Here is an 18,136-nt window from a genome sequence, read left to right on the forward strand (position 1 = left end):
CGCCCCGGGCACCAACTGGAAGACCAACCCCAACGCCATGCGCACCATCGAGCACGGCAACGCGCTGTTCACCAACGTCGCGCTCACCGACGACGGCGACGTCTGGTGGGAGGGCCTGGAGGGCGACCCCGAGCACCTCACCTCGTGGACCGGGGCGGACTGGACGCCGGGGTCGGCCAAGCCGGCCGCGCACCCGAACTCGCGCTACACCGTGCCGATCTCCCAGTGCCCCGTCGTCGCCCCCGAGTGGGACGACCCGCAGGGCGTGCCGATCTCGGCGATCCTCTTCGGCGGCCGCCGCAAGACGACGGTCCCGCTGGTCACGGAGTCCTTCGACTGGCAGCACGGCACCTTCATGGGCGCCACGATGTCGAGCGAGATGACGGCGGCGGCCAAGGGCGGCAAGGGGCAGGTCCGTCGGGACCCGATGGCGATGCTGCCCTTCCTGGGCTACAACGTCGGCGACTACTTCCAGCACTGGGTGAACCTCGGCAAGAACGCCGACGCCACCAAGCTGCCGAAGATCTTCTACGTCAACTGGTTCCGCCGCGGCGAGGACAACCGCTTCCTGTGGCCCGGGTTCGGCGAGAACAGCCGCGTGCTGAAGTGGATCATCGAGCGGCTCGAGGGCAAGGCGGCGGCGACCGAGACCCCGATCGGGCACATCCCGTCGGCCGACCAGATCGACCTCGAGGGGCTCACCGAGCCGCTCGAGGACATCGAGGCCTCGCTGCGCTTCGACGCGGACGAGTGGCGCGAGGAGCTGCCGCTCATCCAGGAGTGGTTCGACAAGATCGGCGACTCGCTGCCCACGTCGATGCGCGACGAGTTCGAGGCGCTGCGCCAGCGGCTGGACGCCCGCTAGTCGCACTCGGTCCGCAGGAACGGCCCGTTCGTCACCGTCGCGGGTGACGAACGGGCCGTTCGCGCGTTGTCGGCGGCCGACCGCCTCGGCCGACCGATCACTTCACGCGCGCGTGACACGAGGACTAGGCTGACGCAGCTCTCCGTGACCGTGTGATGACGAGGAGGTCGACGATGACGTCAGCCCCGCCACCCGATCAGCCCACGGGGCCGAGGGACGCGTCGTCGGCGCCGGGGGAGAGTCACGACGCGGAGTCGCACCCGGCCACCGGCTGGACCGACCTGCGGTTCCGCTGGGTGAACCTCCTGGTGCTCGTCCCCCTGGTCACGATCCTGCCGTTCCTGTTCAACCAGCAGAACCCCACGCTGGGCGGGATGCCGTTCTTCTACTGGTTCCAGCTCGCGATCATCCCCGTCGGTGTGCTCTGCACGCTCGCGGTCCACCTGCTCACCCGCGACGCCACCGAGGAGGGCCGGCGATGAGCTCCTCCCAGGTCGTCGAGCTCGTCATCTTCGTGGTGCTCTTCGCGGGCGTCGCGGTCCTGGGCTTCCTGGCCAGCCGGTGGCGACGCGCCACGGACATCGAGCACCTCGACGAGTGGGGCCTGGGTGGGCGGAAGTTCGGCTCGTGGGTCACCTGGTTCCTGCTGGGCGGCGACCTCTACACCGCCTACACCTTCGTCGCGGTCCCGGCACTGCTCTTCTCCTCCGGCGCGCTGGGCTACTTCGCGGTCCCCTACACGATCATCGCGTTCCCGTTGGTGCTGCTGCCGTTGCTGCGTCTGTGGTCGGTCTCGAGGGTGCACGGCTACGTGACCCCGGCCGACTTCGTGCGGGCCCGTTTCGGCTCCCCGCTGCTGGCGCTGCTGATCGCGCTCACGGGGATCGTGGCGACGATGCCGTACATCGCCCTGCAGCTGGCCGGTCTCGAGGCAGTGCTGCGCACGATCGGCCTCAACGGGAGCGGGTTCTGGGGCCACGCGCCGCTGTTCGTCGCCTTCGTCGTGCTCGCGGCGTACACCTATCAGTCCGGCCTGCGGGCACCGGCCCTGATCGCGGTGGTCAAGGACCTGCTGATCTACCTCGTCATCATCGTCGCGATCATCTACCTGCCGCTCAAGCTCGGCGGCTGGGGCCCGATCTTCAGCGCGAGCCAGGCGAAGCTCTCCCAGCCCTCGCCCTCCACCGGGCAGCCGTCGGGCTCGATCCTGCTGACCGCGAACAACCAGCTCCAGTACGCCACGCTCGCGCTCGGCAGCGCGCTGGCGCTGTTCCTCTACCCGCACTCGGTGACCGGGGTGCTCTCGAGCAAGAGCCGCGGCACGATCCGGCGCAACATGGCCGCCCTGCCGGCGTACTCGTTCCTGCTGGCCCTGATCGCGCTGCTCGGCTACGTGGCGATCGCCGCCGGGGTGAAGCCGCTGGTCAACGGCTCCACCGGACGCGCGGACTCCAACACGATCGTCCCGGTCCTGTTCGGTACCCAGTTCCCGCCCTGGTTCGCGGGCATCGCCTTCGCCGCCATCGGGATCGGCGCGCTCGTGCCCGCGGCGATCATGTCGATCGCCGCGGCGAACCTCTGGACCCGCAACGTCTACAAGGAGTACCTGCGCCCCGGCGCCACCGCGCGTGACGAGGCCCGCCAGGCGAAGTACGCCTCGCTGGTGGTCAAAGTGGGCGCCGTGCTGTTCATCGTCGCCGTCGACCCGCAGTTCGCCATCGATCTCCAGCTCATCGGCGGCGTGATCATCCTGATGACGCTGCCGGCGGTGGCGATCGGTCTCTACACCCGCTGGTTCCACCGCTGGGCGCTGATCGCCGGGTGGGCCGCCGGCATGGCGTGGGGGATGTACCTGCTCTTCCTGATCCCCAACCCGGCCAACGGCAAGCAGCACTTCGGCGGTTCGGCCCTCGCGCTGGACAAGCTGTCGTTCTTCGGCTGGGCGCCGTGGCACGGGTCCAAGGTGCAGATCTACGTCGGCTTCGTGGCGCTGGTCCTCAACCTCGTCGTCGCCGTGGTCGTCACGCTCGTGCTGCGGGCGACCGGGGTCGACGAGGGCAGCGACGCGACGCGGGGCGACGACTACCACGCGACCGACGTCCCCGAGTCGACCACGCCGGAGACCGTCTCCAGCGTCTAGCGGTCCACGCGTCGACTCCGGTGGCGCCCTGACGAGGGCCGGATGCGGGACGGTGCTCGTCCGCGCGCCGGCCGCAGCGGGCACCATGGACCCGTGCTCGACTTCCTGCGCGCGATCGGCGAGAGCGTCGGCGCCTGGCTGTACGTGATCGCGGGCGGGCTCGCCTTCGCCGAGGCGGCGATCATGGTCGGCGTGGTGCTGCCCGGGGAGACGGCTCTGCTCGTCGCGGGGTTCGCGGCCCACGAGGGAGTCATCTCCCTCGTCCCGATGGTCATCGTCGCGATCGTGTGTGCCATCGCGGGCGACTCGGTCGGCTACGAGGTCGGGCGCGCGATCGGACCCCGGCTGCAGGGATCGCGGCTCGGACGCTTCGTCGGTCCACGCCGCTGGGAGGCGGGTGAGGACTTCCTCCACCGTCACGGTGGGAAGGCGGTGCTCCTGGGGCGGGGCACCGCGCTGCTCCGCGCCCTGGTCCCCGGCCTCGCCGGTATGGCGCGCATGCCCTACCTGCGCACGTTCCTCCCGTGGAACGCGGTCGGCGGCATCGTCTGGGGCGGCACCTGCGTCCTGCTGGGCTACGTCTTCGCCGCGAGCCTGCACCAGGTGGCGCGCTACCTCGCGTGGGGACCGGTCCCGGTCGTCGTCCTGGTCGCCGCCGTGATCGCCGTCCGCGAGGTACGGCGCCGGCGGCGCAGCGGGCCCTCCGCAGGCCCCGCGCCGGAACCCACGGAGAACGCCTCCGAGCGCTGAGACGGGATCCGGTCGGGCCCTCGTCGTCGGGACACGGGTCGGACATCGGGCTCCGGGGGCTCGTCCCGACGCCGGGCGCCTACGATCTCCCGCCATGATCGAGCGCGGGATCACGGCTGACGAGCCGTTCCTCCCGGCCTACGGCCACGGCACGCTCGCGGAGGTGCTGCCCTCGGCCGCGGCGGCGCTCGACGTCGACGGGTTCGTCGACACCCTCGGGGTCGCCCGGCACCGCGGGGACGTCACCGCGGCCGGGGTGCTGCTCGTCGACGGGCTGGGCGCCGAGCTGCTCGCGGCGCACCCCCACGACGCGCCCGCGCTCACCGAGCTCGCCGCCTCCCCGCACTCCCGGGGGCTGACGGCGTGCTTCCCCGCGACGACGGCGGTCAGCATCACCTCCCTCGGGACCGGCCTGACCCCGGGCGTGCACGGCATCGAGGGCTACTCGATGGCGGTCCCGCCGCCGCAGGACCCGGGCGCCGACGCCGACCTCGTCCTCAACACGCTGCGCTGGTGCGCCCACGGCGCCGCCGACCCGGTCGACCTGCTGACCGACCTCCCGCCCGAGCAGGTGCAGCCGGAGCCGACGGTGCTGCAGCGGGCGTTGCGGGCCGGGGTCGCGGTGAGCCGGGTCGCCCCGGAGGTGCAGCGCCGCTCCGGGCTGACCCGCGCCGCGCTGCGGGGCGGGCGCTTCCACGGCGTCTCGGCGCTCGGCGACCTCGCCGCCGAGTTCCTGCACGGCCTCGCGGTGGAGCCGGAGGAGCGTGCGCTCTGCTACGCCTACCACGGCGACCTCGACATGATCGGCCACGAGCACGGGCCCGGCAGCCTGCCGTGGCGGATGCAGCTGCAGATCGTCGACCGGCTCGTCGCCGCGATCGCGGAGTGCCTGCGCCCGGGCACGGTCCTGCTCGTGGTGGCCGACCACGGGATGGTCGCCACCGACCGCGGCTGGCAGGTCGACATCGACACCACGCCCGCCCTGCTCTCCGGGGTGCGCCGGCTCGCCGGGGAGACCCGCGTGCGGCACGTGCACGCGGCGCCGGGCGCGGCCGGGGACGTGCTGGACGCCTGGCGCGGCGAGCTCGGCGACCGGGCCTGGGTGCTCGGGCGCGACGAGGCGGTCGCGGCCGGCTGGTTCGGCCCGACGGTGTCCGACACCGCGCGCGGGCGCATCGGCGAGGTCGTGGCGGCCGCGCGGGGCCAGTGGACGCTCGTCCGGTCGCGCATCGAGCCGCGGGAGACCGCGCTCGTCGGACACCACGGGTCGCTCACGCGGGCCGAGCAGCTCGTGCCGCTGCTCGTCGCCCGCGGGTGATCCCCGGGTGAGTGGCGGACCGGCACCGGACATCCGGGACGGATCACCCCGCTCCCCCCGCACACCGGCCACCGTTCGCTGCGCCGAGGGGGCGGATCCGGCCCGGCCGGTCGCATCGCGCGGTATCGCCCCATACGCTTCCTTCACGACGTCTCGCGGTGCGACCGCGAGGAGGGGGTGTGCATGACCCGGCACGGCCACCAGGTCCCGCCCGCGCACGACGCGCACGAGCCCTCCCGCCTCGTCCGCCTCCGCTCCGCCGTCGCGCACCACCCGCTCCTGCTGGGGGGTCCGCTCATCGCGGTGGCCATCGCGGCCGGCTTCTCCGACGCGCGCGAGAGCAGCATGGTGTCGCTGGGCGCCGTCGTCGTGTTCATCGTCGTGCAGCTGTTCACGCTCGCCCACGACGACCGGCTGTGCCTGCGCTGCATCGCCGAGAGCCCGGCCGACCCGGCCCGCGTCGTCGAGACCCGCCGCCCTTGGCTGCGGCTGTTCCACTCGGCCACGACGGCGTCGGGGGTCGCGCTGCTCGTGGTCGTCGCGGCCGTGGGCGTCGTGGCGGGCCTGATGATCCGGCCGGGCTGGGGCGACCTCGTCCTGGTGCTCCCGCTGGTCACGATGGCGCTGACGGTGGTGCACCGGCGGATCGAGCCCTGGTGCCCGTACTGCGGCTGGGGTCGCGGCGGGGACGACGAGGACACCCCCGAGCCCACCCCGGACCCCGACATCGCGGCGCCGCTGAGCCGCTGAGCCGGCGCGCGGGCCCTACCCTGCTCGTCGTGAGCGACGGACCCACACCCGACGAGCCGCCGGCCGACGTCACCGAGCTCGCCGGGCGGCTCTTCGACCTGGCCCGCGACGGCGACGCCGCGACCCTGGCCGCCTACGTCGACGCGGGCGTGCCGGTGAACCTCACGAACGACGCCGGGGACACGCTCGTCATGCTCGCGGCCTACCACGGGCACGCGGACGCGGTCCGGGCGCTCGTCGCGCGCGGCGCCGACGTGGAGCGGCTCAACGACCGCGGCCAGTCCCCCCTGGCCGGGGCGGTGTTCAAGGGTGAGGACGACGTCGTGCGCGCGCTCGTGGCGGCCGGCGCCGACCCGCTCGCCGGTCACCCGACCGCCGTCGACGCCGCCCGCGTGTTCGGCCGGGAGGACCTGCTCGTCGTCCTCGCGCCCCCGATGTAAATCGCACACAACCTGGTCGCAACACACCTTCCCGAGCATCGGACGGGTCAGCTGATCCGACCGGAAGGTGGCCCCGTGGCCCGCATCCCCCTGCCCGACCCCGACGATCCCGGCCTCGACCCGCACGCCAGGGCGCTCCTCGAGGGCGCCCGCGACGCCCAGCCCGACGTCGGGCTGCTCAACGTCCACCGGGCGCTCGCGAACCACCCGAAGGCCATGGAGCAGTTCTTCGCCCTGGCCGGGACGGTGTACTTCGAGAACTCGCTGCCCACCGCGCGCATGCGGGAGCTGCCGTACCTGACCAGTGCGGTGGCGAACAACTGCTTCTATTGAACGCCGACCCACGTGGTGCTCGGTCGAGCATCGGGGTTGACCGACGAGGAGATGTCGCACCTCCTCGACGACCCGCTCCCGGAGGGCATGTTCTCGCCCGCCGAGGCAGCGATCATCGGGTTCGCACGGGCGTCCACCTGGATGCAGCCGATCACCGATGAGATCTACAAGAAGCTCGAGGCCCATTTCGACACGCAGCAGATCATGGAGATCTCCTTCACCGTGGGACTGGATCAGCTGATCAGCCGGTTCCACGCCACCGTGCGGACGGACCTCGACGAGGTCACGGACGAGGCGACCAACGCCTGCGCCGTGAGGATCCCGCCGGCACCCGAGGACTGACGGCCCGTCCGGTGGGCGCCGAGGTCCGGCGCCCACCGGGACGGAATGACGCTCCGGCCGCGCGGCGTTGCAACCCGTATGGGCATCCCGATCTCGATCCTGGACCTCTCGCCGATCCCGTCCGGAGCGCCCGCCTCGCAGGCCCTGCACGACACCGTCGAGCTCGCGCGCACCGCCGAGGCGGCCGGCTACCGACGCTTCTGGCTCGCCGAGCACCACAACATCGCGAGCGTGACGAGCTCGAGCCCCGAGGTGATGATCTCCGCGGTCGCGTCCGCGACGAGCACCATCCGCGTCGGGTCGGGCGGGATCATGCTGCCCAACCACAGCCCGCTCAAGGTCGCCGAGACGTTCCGCGCGCTGGCCGGGCTCTTCCCCGACCGGATCGACCTCGGCCTCGGCCGCGCACCCGGGACCGACCCGCGGACCGCGATCGCGCTCCGCCGCTCCCACCAGGCGCTCACCGCCGACGACTTCCCCGACCAGTTCGCGGAGCTGCGCGGCTACGTCGACGGGTTCGAGGCCGACCACCCGTTCCGCGGCATCGTCGCCCTGCCCGACGACGTCCCGCTGCCGCCGGTGTGGATCCTCGGCTCCAGCTACTACGGCGCCCAGGCCGCAGCGCTGTTCGGCACCGGGTTCGCCTACGCCGGGCACTTCGGCGGCGCGGACGCCGGGGAGGCCACCCGCATCTACCGGCAGAATTTCCGCCCGAGCGAGGGCTCCGGGGCCCAGGAGCCGCACGTCATCCTCGGCGCGGCGGCGATCTCCCACCCCGACGCCGAGCGCGCCCAGCTCCTCGGCCGCGCCAACGCGCTGTCGATGGCCCGCCTGCGCACCGGCGTCCCCGGCCCGCTGCCCAGCCCCGAGGAGGCCGCCGCCCACACGTGGAGCGCCGCGGAGGAGCAGATCGCGCAGGGCATGGCGAGCAAGGTCTCGATCGGCACCCCGGAGGAGGTCGCCGAGGACCTGCTGCGCAAGGCCCGCGAGGCCGACGCCGACGAGCTCATGATCACGACGGCGATCCACGACGCGGGCGAGCGCCGGCAGTCGGTGCAGCTGGTCGCCGAGGCCCTCGGTGCGGGTGCGCTGGCGCGCACGTGAGCACTTTCGGACGTTGTCGCGACCGAAAGTGCTCACAGACGCCACGTCCGAGGACCGCGAGCCGCCGGAGTATCGCGGGCTTGTGAGCACTTTCGGTCGCGACAACGACCGAAAGTGCTCACGAGCCGGAGGCACCTAGAGCGCCGAGATGATGTCCTCCACCCGCTGCTTCGCGTCGCCGAAGATCATCGAGGTGGCCTCCTTGAAGAACAGCGGGTTCTGCACGCCTGCGTAGCCGACCGCCATGGAGCGCTTGAACACCACGACGTTCTCCGCCTCCCACACCCGCAGCACCGGCATCCCGGCGATCGGGCTGCTCGGGTCCTCCTCGGCGGCCGGGTTCACGGTGTCGTTGGCGCCGATGACCAGGACGACCGAGGTCTCGGGGAAGTCGTCGTTGATCTCGTCCATCTCCAGGACGATGTCGTAGGGGACCTTCGCCTCGGCGAGCAGCACGTTCATGTGGCCCGGGAGGCGCCCGGCCACCGGGTGGATGCCGAAGCGCACGTCGACGCCCTTGTCCCGCAGCTTGCTGGTCAGGTCGGCGACCGGGTACTGCGCCTGCGCGACCGCCATGCCGTACCCGGGGGTGATGATCACCGACGTGGCCTGCCGCAGCATCTCGGCGACCTCCTCGGCCTGGACCTCGTGGTGCTCGCCCTCGACGTCCGCCGAGGTGCCCGACTCCACGCCGAACCCGCCGGCGATCACGGCGATGAACGAACGGTTCATCGCCTGGCACATGATGTAGGAGAGGTAGGCACCGGACGACCCGACGAGGGCACCGGTGACGATCAGCAGCGTGTTGTCGAGCAGGAAGCCCGACGCCGCCGCGGCCCAGCCCGAGTAGCTGTTGAGCATCGAGACCACGACCGGCATGTCGCCGCCGCCGATCGAGGCGACCAGGTGCCAGCCGAGGGCGAGGGCCACCGCGGTCAAGGCGATGATCACGCCGATCGAGGGCGAGATCGTGAACGCCACGGTCAGGCCGGCGAAGGCGACCAGCGCGCCGAGGTTCAGCACGTTCTTGCCCGGGAGCGACAGCGGCCGCGACTTCATCCGCCCCGAGAGCTTCCCGAACGCCACGATCGAGCCCGTGAAGGTCACCGCGCCGATGAACACCCCGACGCCGACCTCGACCGAGTGGATCCCGAGCAGCTCCGGCGGCACCTCGGTCTGCGCCGGTCCGACGGCCTCGACCTCGAGGTAGCCGTTCCAGCCCACGAGCACCGCGGCGAGACCGACGAACGAGTGCAGCAGGGCGATGAGCTCGGGCATGCCGGTCATCTCGACCACGCGGGCCCGCCACAGCCCGATCGCGCCGCCGATGACGAATCCGCCGATCAGCAGCCCGACCGCCCCGGCGGTGATCGACTGGGCCACGAGCACGACGGTCGCCACGAGCGCGACGCCGATCCCGGCGATGCCGTAGACGACGCCGGCCTTCGCGGTCTCGTGCTTGGACAGACCCGCGAGGCTCATGACGACGAGCAGCGCGGCGACGATGTAGGCGGCGGTCGCCGCGGTCTGGGGGTTCATCGCGCCGCCGCCTTCGGGTCCGTGGTGAACATGGAGAGCATGCGGCGGGTCACCGCGAAGCCGCCGACGATGTTGATGCTCGCCAGCACGATCGCGACGCCCGCGAGGATCGACACGACGAGGCTGTGCTTCCCGAACTGCACCAGCGCCCCGACGATGACGATCCCGGAGATCGCGTTGGTCACCGACATCAGCGGCGTGTGGAGCGCGTGGTGCACCTTGCCGATGACGTAGTAGCCGATCACCACGGCGAGGACGAACACCGTGAGGTTGACGGCGAGCTCGGGCGGCGCGAACGCCGTCGCCACGAACAGCAGCGCGAGGCCCACCGCGATGGCCCCGTACCGCCAGGCCGGTGACCGGGGTTCCTTCGGCTCCGGTTCGGGTTCCGGCTCCTTCGCCTCCGAGGCGGCCGGGGCGGCCGAGACCTCCACCGGCGGCGGCGGCCACATGACCTCGCCGTCGTGGGCCACGGTCATCCCGCGCAGCACGGTGTCCTCGAGGTCGAGGACGAGCTCACCGTCCTTCTCCGGGGTCAGCAGCTTCATCAGGTTGACCAGGTTCTGCCCGTAGAGCTGGCTCGCCTGGGTGGGCAGCTTCGTCGCGAGGTCGGTGTCGCCGAGGATCGTCACGCCGTGGTCGGTGACGACGACCTCGTCGGGCTTCGAGCCCTCGACGTTGCCGCCGCTGCCCGCGGCCATGTCCACGATGACGCTGCCGGGCTTCATGGCCGCGACGTCGTCGGCGGTGAGCAGGCGCGGCGCGGACTTCCCGGGGATCAGGGCCGTCGTGATGACGATGTCGACCTCGGCGGCCTGCTCGCTGTAGATCTCCGCGGCCCGCCGGTCGTAGGCCTCCGAGGTCGCCTTCGCGTAGCCATCGGACGACTTCTCGGCCTCCTCGCCCTCGACGACGACCTCGAGGTACTCCCCGCCGAGGGAGGCCACCTGGTCGGCGACCTCGGGCCGGGGGTCGGTGGCGCGGACGATCGCCCCGAGGCTGGACGCGGCGCCGATCGCGGCGAGGCCGGCCACGCCGGCGCCCGCCACCAGGACCTTCGCCGGCGGGACCTTCCCGGCCGCGGTGATCTGACCGGTCATGAAGCGGCCGAAGTGGTTGGCCGCCTCGACGACTGCGCGGTAGCCCGCGATGTTGGCCATCGAGGACAGCACGTCCAGCGACTGGGCCCGCGAGATGCGCGGGACCGCGTCGGTGGCGAGCACCGTGATGCCGCGGCCGGCGAGGTCCTCGACCAGCTCGGAGTTCTGGGCCGGCGCGACACGGCAGATCAGCGTCGCGCCCTCCTGCAGCCGGGCCAGGTCCTCGGGGTCCGGGGTGTTGATCGCGAACACGACCTCGGCGCCCCACGGGTCGCCGAGCTCGGCCCCCGCCTCGGCGTAGGCGTCGTCGGGGAACGACGACCGCTCCCCCGCCCCCGGCTCGATCACCACCGTCCAGCCGAGCTTGGCCAGCCCCGCCACCGTCGTGGGGGTCGCCGCCACCCGCGTCTCGCGGTCCCGGGACTCCCGGGGGACACCGATGCGCACCGTCGCGCCCCAATCTCGTCCGGCCCGGCCGGTCGGGCGGGACAGGTCGTCCTCACCGGAGCGACAGGGTCTCCTGCGACCACGGAATCCCCCGCGGCCGTCCGGCGGAGGCTAGACGGTGCCGGACGGCCGAAGTGTGATCCACGCCTCTTCTACCCAGACTGAACGATCGAGATGACGTGCGCCGCACGATCAGAAGCCGCAGCAGGCAAACGAGATCCAGGTCACTCACGGGTGGCGCGGTGGCGGCACCTCATGCATGCACCCGCAGGTGTAGCGCTCGTGTCACGTCCCCGAAACAGGCCCCACGCAACGTGGGGCCCGTGTCCCTCCCAGTCGTCGGGTCGACCGGACCGGTCGCCACCCACTGCCCGTACTGCTCGCTGCAGTGCGGGATGACGGTGGGCGTGCGGGCGGACTCCGAGGGCGGCGGGTACGACGTCGAGGGCGTCAACTTCCCGACGAACCGCGGCGGGCTCTGCGAGAAGGGGCTCAGTGCCGCGGAGCTGCTCACCCACCCCGACCGGCTGACCACCCCGCTGGTGCGCGACGGGCGCGACGAGCCGTTCCGCGAGGCGACGTGGGACGAGGCGCTCGACCGGGTCGCCACCGCGCTCGCCGACGCCCAGGAGCGGTACGGACGCGACGCCGCGGGGCTCTTCGGCGGCGGCGGGATGACCAACGAGAAGGCCTACCAGGCCGGGAAGTTCGTGCGGGTCGCGCTGCGCAGCGCCTCGATCGACTACAACGGCCGCTTCTGCATGTCCTCGGCGGCGAACGCGGGGATGCGCGCCTTCGGGATCGACCGCGGGATGCCGTTCCCCCTCGCCGACATCGCCCGCGCCGACACCGTGCTGCTCGTCGGGTCCAACCCGGCCGACGTCATGCCCCCGGCGATGCGCTGGTTCGCCGCCGGGCGCGAGCGCGGGGCCACCCACGTCGTCGTGGACCCGCGCTACACCGCGAGCGCCGCCGCGGCCGACGTCCACCTCCAGCCGGTCCCCGGGACCGACCTGGCCCTCGCCAACGGCCTGCTCAACCTCGCGATCAAGCACCGTCTCGTCGACACCGCCTACATCGCCGAGCGCACGAACGGCTGGCCCGCGGTCCGCCGGGCGGTGCGCCAGTACTGGCCGGACCGGGTCGAGCGGATCACCGGCGTGCCGGTACGCGTGCAGGAGCGCGCGGTGCGCCTGCTCGCCGAGTCGCGCGCCACGATGATCCTCTCGGGGCGCGGTGCCGAGCAGCACAGCAAGGGCTCGGACACGGCGCTGGCCTGGATCAACCTGGCCCTGGCCCTCGGGCTCCCCGGCCGGCCCTGGTCCGGCTGGGCCACCATGACCGGCCAGGGCAACGGCCAGGGCGGGCGCGAGCACGGCCAGAAGGCCGACCAGCTGCCCGGCTACCGGGCGCTGTCGGACCCGGCCGCCCGCGAGCACGTCGCCGGCGTGTGGGGCATCGACCCCGACGAGCTCCCGCAGCCCGGGTTCTCGGCCTACGAGATGCTCGACCGCCTCGGCACCGACGGCGGGGTCCGGGCGCTGATGGTGATGGCGTCCAACGTCGTCGTGTCCGCCCCGAACACGGCGCACGTGCGCGAGCGCCTGCGCGCCCTGGACTTCCTCGTCGTCTCCGACGTCTTCCTCTCCGAGACGGCCGCGATGGCCGACGTCGTCCTGCCCTGCACCCAGTGGGCCGAGGAGGACGGGACGATGACGAACGTCGAGGGCCGGGTGCTGCGGCGGCGCCGGGCCGTCGAGGTCCCCGACGGCGTGCGCAGCGACCTCGAGGTCCTCGCCGACCTCGCCGGCCGCCTGGGGCGCGGCGCGTCCTTCGACGCCGACCCCGCGACCGTGTTCGGTGAGCTCCGCCGGGCCAGCGCGGGCGGGAAGGCCGACTACGCGGGCATCACCTGGGAGCGCATCGAGGCCGAGCGCGGGGTGTTCTGGCCGTGCCCCGACGAGGCGCACCCCGGCACGCCGCGACTCTTCCGCGACGGCTTCGCCACCCCCGACGGCCGTGCCCGCTTCCACGTCGTGCACCACCGCGACGCCGCCGAGGTCCCCGACGACGAGTACCCCTACCGGCTGACCACCGGCCGGACCCGCGCGCACTACCAGTCGGGCACCCAGACCCGCCGGACCAAGGCGCTCCTCGACGCCGAGCCGGAGCCGGTCGTCGAGGTCCACCCCGACCTGGCCGCCCGACTCGGGGTCGCCGAGGGCGGCGACCTCCACCTGCGCACCCGCCGCGGCGAGGCCCGGATGCGGGTGCACCTGACCTCGTCGATCCGCCCCGACACCGTCTTCGCGCCCTTCCACTGGTCGGGCGCCGCGACGATCAACGACCTGACCAACCCGGCCCTCGACCCCGCATCGCGGATGCCGGAGTTCAAGACCTGCGCGGTGGCCCTGAGCCCCACGGGCACCGCGACCGATCCCACCACCACGGCACCGGAGGACACCCCCGCATGATGACCACACCACGGTTCCTGCAGGGCGCGTTCGCGTTCGAGGGCCAGGGACTGGACAAGCCCGCCCTGCTGCACCCGTCGCTCACCTACACCGTCCCCGAGGGCGTGACCGGTCAGGTGCTCTACGTCCGCGCCGGCAACTCCTCCGACGAGCTCGCCACCGTCGTGCTCGTCTTCGACGGCGCGCCCTCCCGATGGCTGCCGGTCGGCGCCAAGGAGGACATGCACGTCTCGCTGCGCGTCGTCGAGGACCTGCTCGCGGGCAGCACGGTCGAGGTGCACTTCTCCGCGCCCGCCGGGACCACCGGCACCCTCGTCGTCGACTGCGGTCTGGTGGAGGTCTGAGTGACGGCGCTCGCCGACGGCACGCCCCGGCAGGCCGGGACCCCGGACGACACGCGCGCGAAGCTCGTCGTCGTCGGGAACGGGATGTCCGGGGCGCGCGCCCTGGAGGAGATCCTCGCCCGCGGCGGGGGCGAGACGTTCGCGATCACGGTGTTCGGGGACGAGCCCTACGGCAACTACAACCGGATCCTGCTCTCCGAGGTCCTCGCCGATGCCGCCGCCGGGAACGGGGCCTCGAACGAGACGACGCCGGACGAAGCGGCGTCGGAGGCGCTGGCCGAGTCGGGCGACGCCCCCGACGGCGACGGGTTCGACGACGAGGACGAGATCTTCCTCAACCCGCGCAGCTGGTACTCCGAGAACGACATCACGCTGCACGTCGGCGTGCGGATCGTGCGCATCGACCGGCACTCCAAGGTCGTCTACGGCGACGACGGGTCGGTGACGCCGTACGACACGCTGATCCTCGCGACCGGCAGTCGGTCGTTCTTCCCGCCCATGGACGGCATGTGGGCCAGCAACACCGAGCTGACCCCGGGGGTGTTCGGGTTCCGCAGTCTCGAGGACGCGACGAGCATGCTGCGGCACGTCAAGGGGAGGAAGACCGCCGTCGTCATCGGCGGCGGGCTGCTCGGGCTCGAGGCCGCGGCCGGGCTGCAGACCCACGGGCTGGCCGTGCACGTCGTGCACCCCACCGAGGTGCTGATGAACCAGCAGCTCGAGGCCGAGGCGTCGAAGGTGCTGCGCTCGAAGCTCGAGGACATGGGCATGCACATGCACCTCGGGGTGAAGACCAACGAGATCCTCACCGAGGACGGGGCCGTCTCCGGTGTGCGGTTCACCGACGGGTCGACGCTCGAGTGCGACACCGTCGTGGTCACCGCGGGCATCCGCCCGAACATCGGGCTGGCGATGCTGTCCGGGCTGGAGACCCAGCGGGCCATCGTCGTCGACGACACGATGCGCTCGGTCGACGACGACGACATCTTCGTCGTCGGCGAGTGCGCACAGCACCGCGGTGAGGTCTACGGCGTCGTCGGGCCGCTGTGGGAGCAGGCCGGGGTGCTCGCCGACGTCGTGACCGGCGCGAACCCCGACGCCGAGTACCACGGCTCCCGGCTCGCGACGAAGCTCAAGGTGGCCGGCGTCGACGTCGCGCAGATGGGCGTCAAGATCCCCGAGCGCGACTCCGACGAGTTCGTGCAGTTCTCCGAGACCGGGCGCGGCGTCTACCAGACCGTGGTCATCCGGGACGGGACCTTGATCGGGGCGACGCTCGTCGGCGACATCTCCAAGGCCGCGTCGCTGACCCAGGCGTTCGACAGCCGCTCCGCGCTGCCCGAGGAGCGGGTCAAGCTGCTGTTCGACCTGGGCAGCGGCGACGACGCCTCGTCGGCGGCCGACCTGCCCGACGACACCCAGGTCTGCAACTGCAACGGCGTCTCCAAGGGCGACCTCGTGGGGTGCGTGCACGACGGCGCCGAGTCGGTGTCGGCGTGCATGGCCGCGACGCGCGCCGGCAAGGGCTGCGGCTCGTGCAAGGGCCTGGTGAAGGAGATCGTCGAGGCCGCGTTGGGCGGCGTGGGCGGGGAGGACCCGGCCGACTCGTACTACGTGCCGGGCATCCCGATGGACAAGCCGGCGCTCATGGCGGCGATCCGGGAGCAGGAGCTGACGTCGGTCTCAGCTGTGTTCGCCGCGCTGGCGCCGGAGGGCCGCGAGCACGTCGGCTCGAAGATGGGCCTCACGGCGCTGCTGCGGATGATGTGGCCGGACGGCTGGGTGGACGAGCGCGACGGGCGCTACATCAACGACCGCGTGCACGGGAACATCCAGCGCGACGGGACCTTCTCGGTGGTGCCGCGGATGTCGGGCGGGGTCACCGACGCGGCCCAGCTGCGCCGCATCGCCGACGTCGCCGAGAAGCACGACATCCCGCTGATCAAGCTGACCGGCGGGCAGCGGATCGACCTGCTCGGCGTGCCCAAGGAGAAGCTCCAGGAGGTCTGGGCCGACCTCGACATGCCCTCGGGCTGGGCGTACGGGAAGAGCTTCCGGACGGTGAAGACCTGCGTCGGCACCGACTTCTGCCGTTTCGGGCTCGGCGACTCGACGAAGCTCGGCGTCGACATCGAGGAACGCTTCAAGGGCATCGAGGGCCCGGCGAAGATGAAGCTCGCCGTGTCCGGGTGCCCCCGCAACTGCGCGGAGTCGATGGTCAAGGACGTGGGCCTCGTCGCCGTCGAGGGCGACCAGTGGCAGATCTACGTCGGGGGCGCCGCGGGCGCGACGATCCGCAAGGGCGACGTCCTGGCGACCGTCGACTCGCACGACGAGGCCATGACGATCACCGGGCGCTTCCTGCAGTACTACCGCGAGAACGCGAACTGGCTGGAGCGCACCTACGACTTCGTGCCGCGGATGGGGCTGGACTACCTCATCGGCGTGATCGTGGACGACACCGAAGGCATCGCGGCGGATCTCGACCGGCGGATGCAGGAGTCGGTCGACCGGTACTCCGACCCCTGGTCGACCGACCAGCAGGAGAAGACCCCGGGGCAGTTCCACGACGCGCTGCCGCTGATCCCGCTGCCGCAGGTGCCGATCCGTGCGGAGTCCCTCGACCGGGAGGAGTCGCTGCGGTGAGCACCACCGAGGAAGCCGTGACGGCCCGGCTCGGGCCGGTCGACCAGATCCCGGTGGGCGAGGGCCGGGCGTTCCTCGTCGGCGACGAACCCGTGGCGGTGTTCCGCACGCGGGCGGGCGGACTGCACGCGCTGCGCGCGATCTGCCCGCACCGGGGCGGCCCGCTCGCGGACGGGCTGACCGACGCCGAGGTGGTGATGTGCCCGCTGCACAACCACCAGTTCCGGCTCGCCTCCGGGGAGTGCGTGTCCGGCGGGGGCGTCGCCGACGTGCCCGCCTACACCGCCTCGGAGGAGGACGGCGAGCTCGTCGTCAGCCTGGACGCGCCGGGAGGCTGACGGGTGGGGCAGGCTCGGCGTCGTGAGTGACGCCCTGATGCTCCAGGTGACCGCGTTCGCCGACGCCGCGAGCGGTGAGGCGGCGGGCGACCTGTCGCGGCCGGTGCCGACCTGCCCGGACTGGTCGCTGCGCGACCTCGCGCGCCACCTCGGCCGGGTCCACCGCCGGGTCGCCGCGACCGTGACCTCGGGCGCGGAGCGGCTGATGCGTCCCGAGGACGCGCCCGACGGGGAGCCGCCCCGGGCGCGTGACGAGGTCGCGACGTGGTTGCTGGCCGGCGGTGCGGCGGTGGCGGCGGCGCTGCGCGACGCCGGCCCGGACCGGCTCGTGGCCGGCTTCTTCGGTCCCGCCCCGGCGTCGTGGTGGGAGCGGCGGATGCTCCACGAGACGCTCGTGCACCGCTACGACGCGGAGGTGACGGTCGGGTTCGCGCCGTGGGCCGGGGTGACGCCCGCGCTGGCGGCGGACGGGCTCGCGGAGTCGCTCGGGCTGCTGGACACCTACGGGACGCGGCAGGCGGACCTCGCGGGCTCCGGCCAGACGATCCACGTGCACGCGACCGACGAACCGTCGTGCGAGTGGCTGGTGACGCGGACACCGTCCGGCGTGGAGGTGGTCGCGGGCCACACGAAGGCCGACGTGGCCGTGCGCGGCCCGGCGGCGGCGCTCTTCGCGGTGCTCACCAACCGGCGGCCGCCCGAGGACACCGGCGACGGGCTGGGCAGCGTCGAGGTGCTCGGGGACGCGGGCGTACTGACGGACTGGTTGCGCGTCTCGGCGTTGTAGGACGCTCAGACGACGAGGCCGACCACGATCGCCGCCGCCCCCGCACACGCGCCGACGACGCCGGCGAGCAGGCCCCGCGAGGTCGCGACGGCGCGGAACATCGCCACCGCGCCGAGCCCGAGGGCCAGGACGCCGAGGAGCGCCCCGACGAGGTTGAACAACGGCGTGATCCCCAGCGTGGACACCGGCAGCACCCGCGGCAGCAGTCCGGACCACGGCGCGAGCGCGACCAGCGCACCGACCAGCCCGAGCGCGATCGCGACGAGCCCGAGCCGGGCCGAGGCCTCGTCGACCGGCGGGGTCTCCCAGGGCGCGACGCCGCGCCGGGGGGCGGCCGGACCGGCGACGGCCGGGCGGTGCGGGACGTCGTCGGGAGCCTGGGCGCGGGACGCCCCGGCGACGGTCGGGCGGTGCGGGAC

General features: G+C 72.8%; 17 protein-coding genes and 1 pseudogene. 15 read left to right on the forward strand and 3 right to left on the reverse strand.

Features of this window, described 5'->3' with window-relative positions; genetic code table 11:
* The 10 genes from AC0CYZ_RS21195 to AC0CYZ_RS21240 all read left to right on the forward strand — a co-directional run.
* A partial coding sequence (locus tag AC0CYZ_RS21195; protein WP_472218948.1) for a phosphoenolpyruvate carboxykinase domain-containing protein occupies positions 1–865 on the forward strand: 865 nt, incomplete at its 5' end.
* A gap of 173 nt (positions 866–1,038) precedes the next feature.
* Positions 1,039–1,347, forward strand: coding sequence for a DUF3311 domain-containing protein (locus AC0CYZ_RS21200; protein ID WP_472218950.1), 309 nt, complete (start codon positions 1,039–1,041; stop codon positions 1,345–1,347).
* Complete coding sequence (gene mctP / locus AC0CYZ_RS21205; protein ID WP_472218952.1) at positions 1,344–3,005, forward strand: monocarboxylate uptake permease MctP; 1,662 nt, start codon at positions 1,344–1,346, stop codon at positions 3,003–3,005. The genes AC0CYZ_RS21200 and mctP overlap by 4 nt, the downstream gene beginning before the upstream one ends.
* 93 nt (positions 3,006–3,098) lie before the next feature.
* Positions 3,099–3,755 carry a DedA family protein gene (locus tag AC0CYZ_RS21210; protein WP_472218954.1) on the forward strand — a complete coding sequence of 219 codons (657 nt, stop codon included), beginning with the start codon at positions 3,099–3,101 and terminating at the stop codon, positions 3,753–3,755.
* 94 nt (positions 3,756–3,849) lie between these two features.
* Positions 3,850–5,073, forward strand: coding sequence for an alkaline phosphatase family protein (locus AC0CYZ_RS21215; protein WP_472218956.1), 1,224 nt, complete (start codon positions 3,850–3,852; stop codon positions 5,071–5,073).
* A gap of 183 nt (positions 5,074–5,256) precedes the next feature.
* A complete protein-coding gene (locus tag AC0CYZ_RS21220; RefSeq protein ID WP_472218958.1) occupies positions 5,257–5,823 on the forward strand; it encodes a hypothetical protein in 567 nt (188 codons plus the stop codon).
* A gap of 29 nt (positions 5,824–5,852) precedes the next feature.
* Positions 5,853–6,263 carry an ankyrin repeat domain-containing protein gene (locus tag AC0CYZ_RS21225; RefSeq protein ID WP_472218960.1) on the forward strand — a complete coding sequence of 137 codons (411 nt, stop codon included), beginning with the start codon at positions 5,853–5,855 and terminating at the stop codon, positions 6,261–6,263.
* A 75-nt stretch (positions 6,264–6,338) separates the two neighbouring features.
* The gene (locus tag AC0CYZ_RS21230) at positions 6,339–6,596 is read left to right on the forward strand and encodes a hypothetical protein (RefSeq protein ID WP_472218962.1); all 258 of its coding nucleotides are present in this window, start codon (positions 6,339–6,341) and stop codon (positions 6,594–6,596) included.
* Positions 6,597–6,632: 36 nt separating this feature from the next.
* Positions 6,633–6,938: a carboxymuconolactone decarboxylase family protein gene (locus tag AC0CYZ_RS21235; protein WP_472218964.1), complete on the forward strand. Its 306-nt coding sequence runs from the start codon at positions 6,633–6,635 to the stop codon at positions 6,936–6,938.
* Between the two features lie 78 nt (positions 6,939–7,016).
* Positions 7,017–8,042, forward strand: a complete 1,026-nt coding sequence (locus tag AC0CYZ_RS21240) for an LLM class flavin-dependent oxidoreductase (RefSeq protein WP_472218966.1) — start codon at positions 7,017–7,019, stop codon at positions 8,040–8,042.
* A 135-nt stretch (positions 8,043–8,177) separates the two neighbouring features.
* Here the strand turns inward: AC0CYZ_RS21240 and pntB are convergent, their stop codons facing one another.
* Positions 8,178–9,581, reverse strand: coding sequence for a Re/Si-specific NAD(P)(+) transhydrogenase subunit beta (gene pntB / locus AC0CYZ_RS21245; protein WP_472218968.1), 1,404 nt, complete (start codon positions 9,579–9,581; stop codon positions 8,178–8,180).
* The gene (locus tag AC0CYZ_RS21250; RefSeq protein WP_472218970.1) at positions 9,578–11,128 is read right to left on the reverse strand and encodes a Re/Si-specific NAD(P)(+) transhydrogenase subunit alpha; all 1,551 of its coding nucleotides are present in this window, start codon (positions 11,126–11,128) and stop codon (positions 9,578–9,580) included. Before AC0CYZ_RS21250 ends, pntB begins: the two co-directional genes overlap by 4 nt.
* Before the next feature lie 323 nt (positions 11,129–11,451).
* Here AC0CYZ_RS21250 and AC0CYZ_RS21255 point away from each other — a divergent pair, with 323 nt between their 5' ends.
* Genes AC0CYZ_RS21255 through AC0CYZ_RS21275 form a run of 5 tightly spaced genes read left to right on the forward strand, consistent with a single transcriptional unit; the run spans position 11,452 to position 17,717 of the window.
* A complete protein-coding gene (locus AC0CYZ_RS21255; protein ID WP_472218972.1) occupies positions 11,452–13,602 on the forward strand; it encodes a molybdopterin oxidoreductase family protein in 2,151 nt (716 codons plus the stop codon).
* Positions 13,599–13,946 (forward strand): molybdopterin oxidoreductase, encoded by a 348-nt coding sequence (locus tag AC0CYZ_RS21260; protein ID WP_472218974.1) that lies wholly within the window; start codon positions 13,599–13,601, stop codon positions 13,944–13,946. Before AC0CYZ_RS21255 ends, AC0CYZ_RS21260 begins: the two co-directional genes overlap by 4 nt.
* The gene (nirB, locus tag AC0CYZ_RS21265; RefSeq protein ID WP_472218976.1) at positions 13,947–16,592 is read left to right on the forward strand and encodes a nitrite reductase large subunit NirB; all 2,646 of its coding nucleotides are present in this window, start codon (positions 13,947–13,949) and stop codon (positions 16,590–16,592) included. It begins immediately after the preceding gene.
* A complete protein-coding gene (locus tag AC0CYZ_RS21270) occupies positions 16,589–16,930 on the forward strand; it encodes a Rieske (2Fe-2S) protein (protein WP_472218978.1) in 342 nt (113 codons plus the stop codon). Before nirB ends, AC0CYZ_RS21270 begins: the two co-directional genes overlap by 4 nt.
* A 22-nt stretch (positions 16,931–16,952) precedes the next feature.
* Positions 16,953–17,717: a maleylpyruvate isomerase family mycothiol-dependent enzyme gene (locus tag AC0CYZ_RS21275; RefSeq protein ID WP_472218981.1), complete on the forward strand. Its 765-nt coding sequence runs from the start codon at positions 16,953–16,955 to the stop codon at positions 17,715–17,717.
* Between the two features lie 5 nt (positions 17,718–17,722).
* Here the strand turns inward: AC0CYZ_RS21275 and AC0CYZ_RS21280 are convergent.
* Positions 17,723–18,136 (reverse strand): annotated as a pseudogene (locus tag AC0CYZ_RS21280) (hypothetical protein); the annotation flags it as partial.

The sequence above is a fragment of the Actinomycetospora sp. genome (assembly GCF_055612215.1).

What these genes read in the sequence shown, in the direction of transcription:
- AC0CYZ_RS21215 (WP_472218956.1), top strand. Translation starts at nt 3,850, where the DNA reads ATGATCGAGCGCGGGATCACGGCTGACGAGCCGTTCCTCCCGGCCTAC.
- AC0CYZ_RS21200 (WP_472218950.1), top strand. Translation starts at nt 1,039, where the DNA reads ATGACGTCAGCCCCGCCACCCGATCAGCCCACGGGGCCGAGGGACGCG.
- pntB (WP_472218968.1), bottom strand. Translation starts at nt 9,581, where the DNA reads ATGAACCCCCAGACCGCGGCGACCGCCGCCTACATCGTCGCCGCGCTG.
- mctP (WP_472218952.1), top strand. Translation starts at nt 1,344, where the DNA reads ATGAGCTCCTCCCAGGTCGTCGAGCTCGTCATCTTCGTGGTGCTCTTC.
- AC0CYZ_RS21220 (WP_472218958.1), top strand. Translation starts at nt 5,257, where the DNA reads ATGACCCGGCACGGCCACCAGGTCCCGCCCGCGCACGACGCGCACGAG.
- AC0CYZ_RS21240 (WP_472218966.1), top strand. Translation starts at nt 7,017, where the DNA reads ATGGGCATCCCGATCTCGATCCTGGACCTCTCGCCGATCCCGTCCGGA.
- AC0CYZ_RS21260 (WP_472218974.1), top strand. Translation starts at nt 13,599, where the DNA reads ATGATGACCACACCACGGTTCCTGCAGGGCGCGTTCGCGTTCGAGGGC.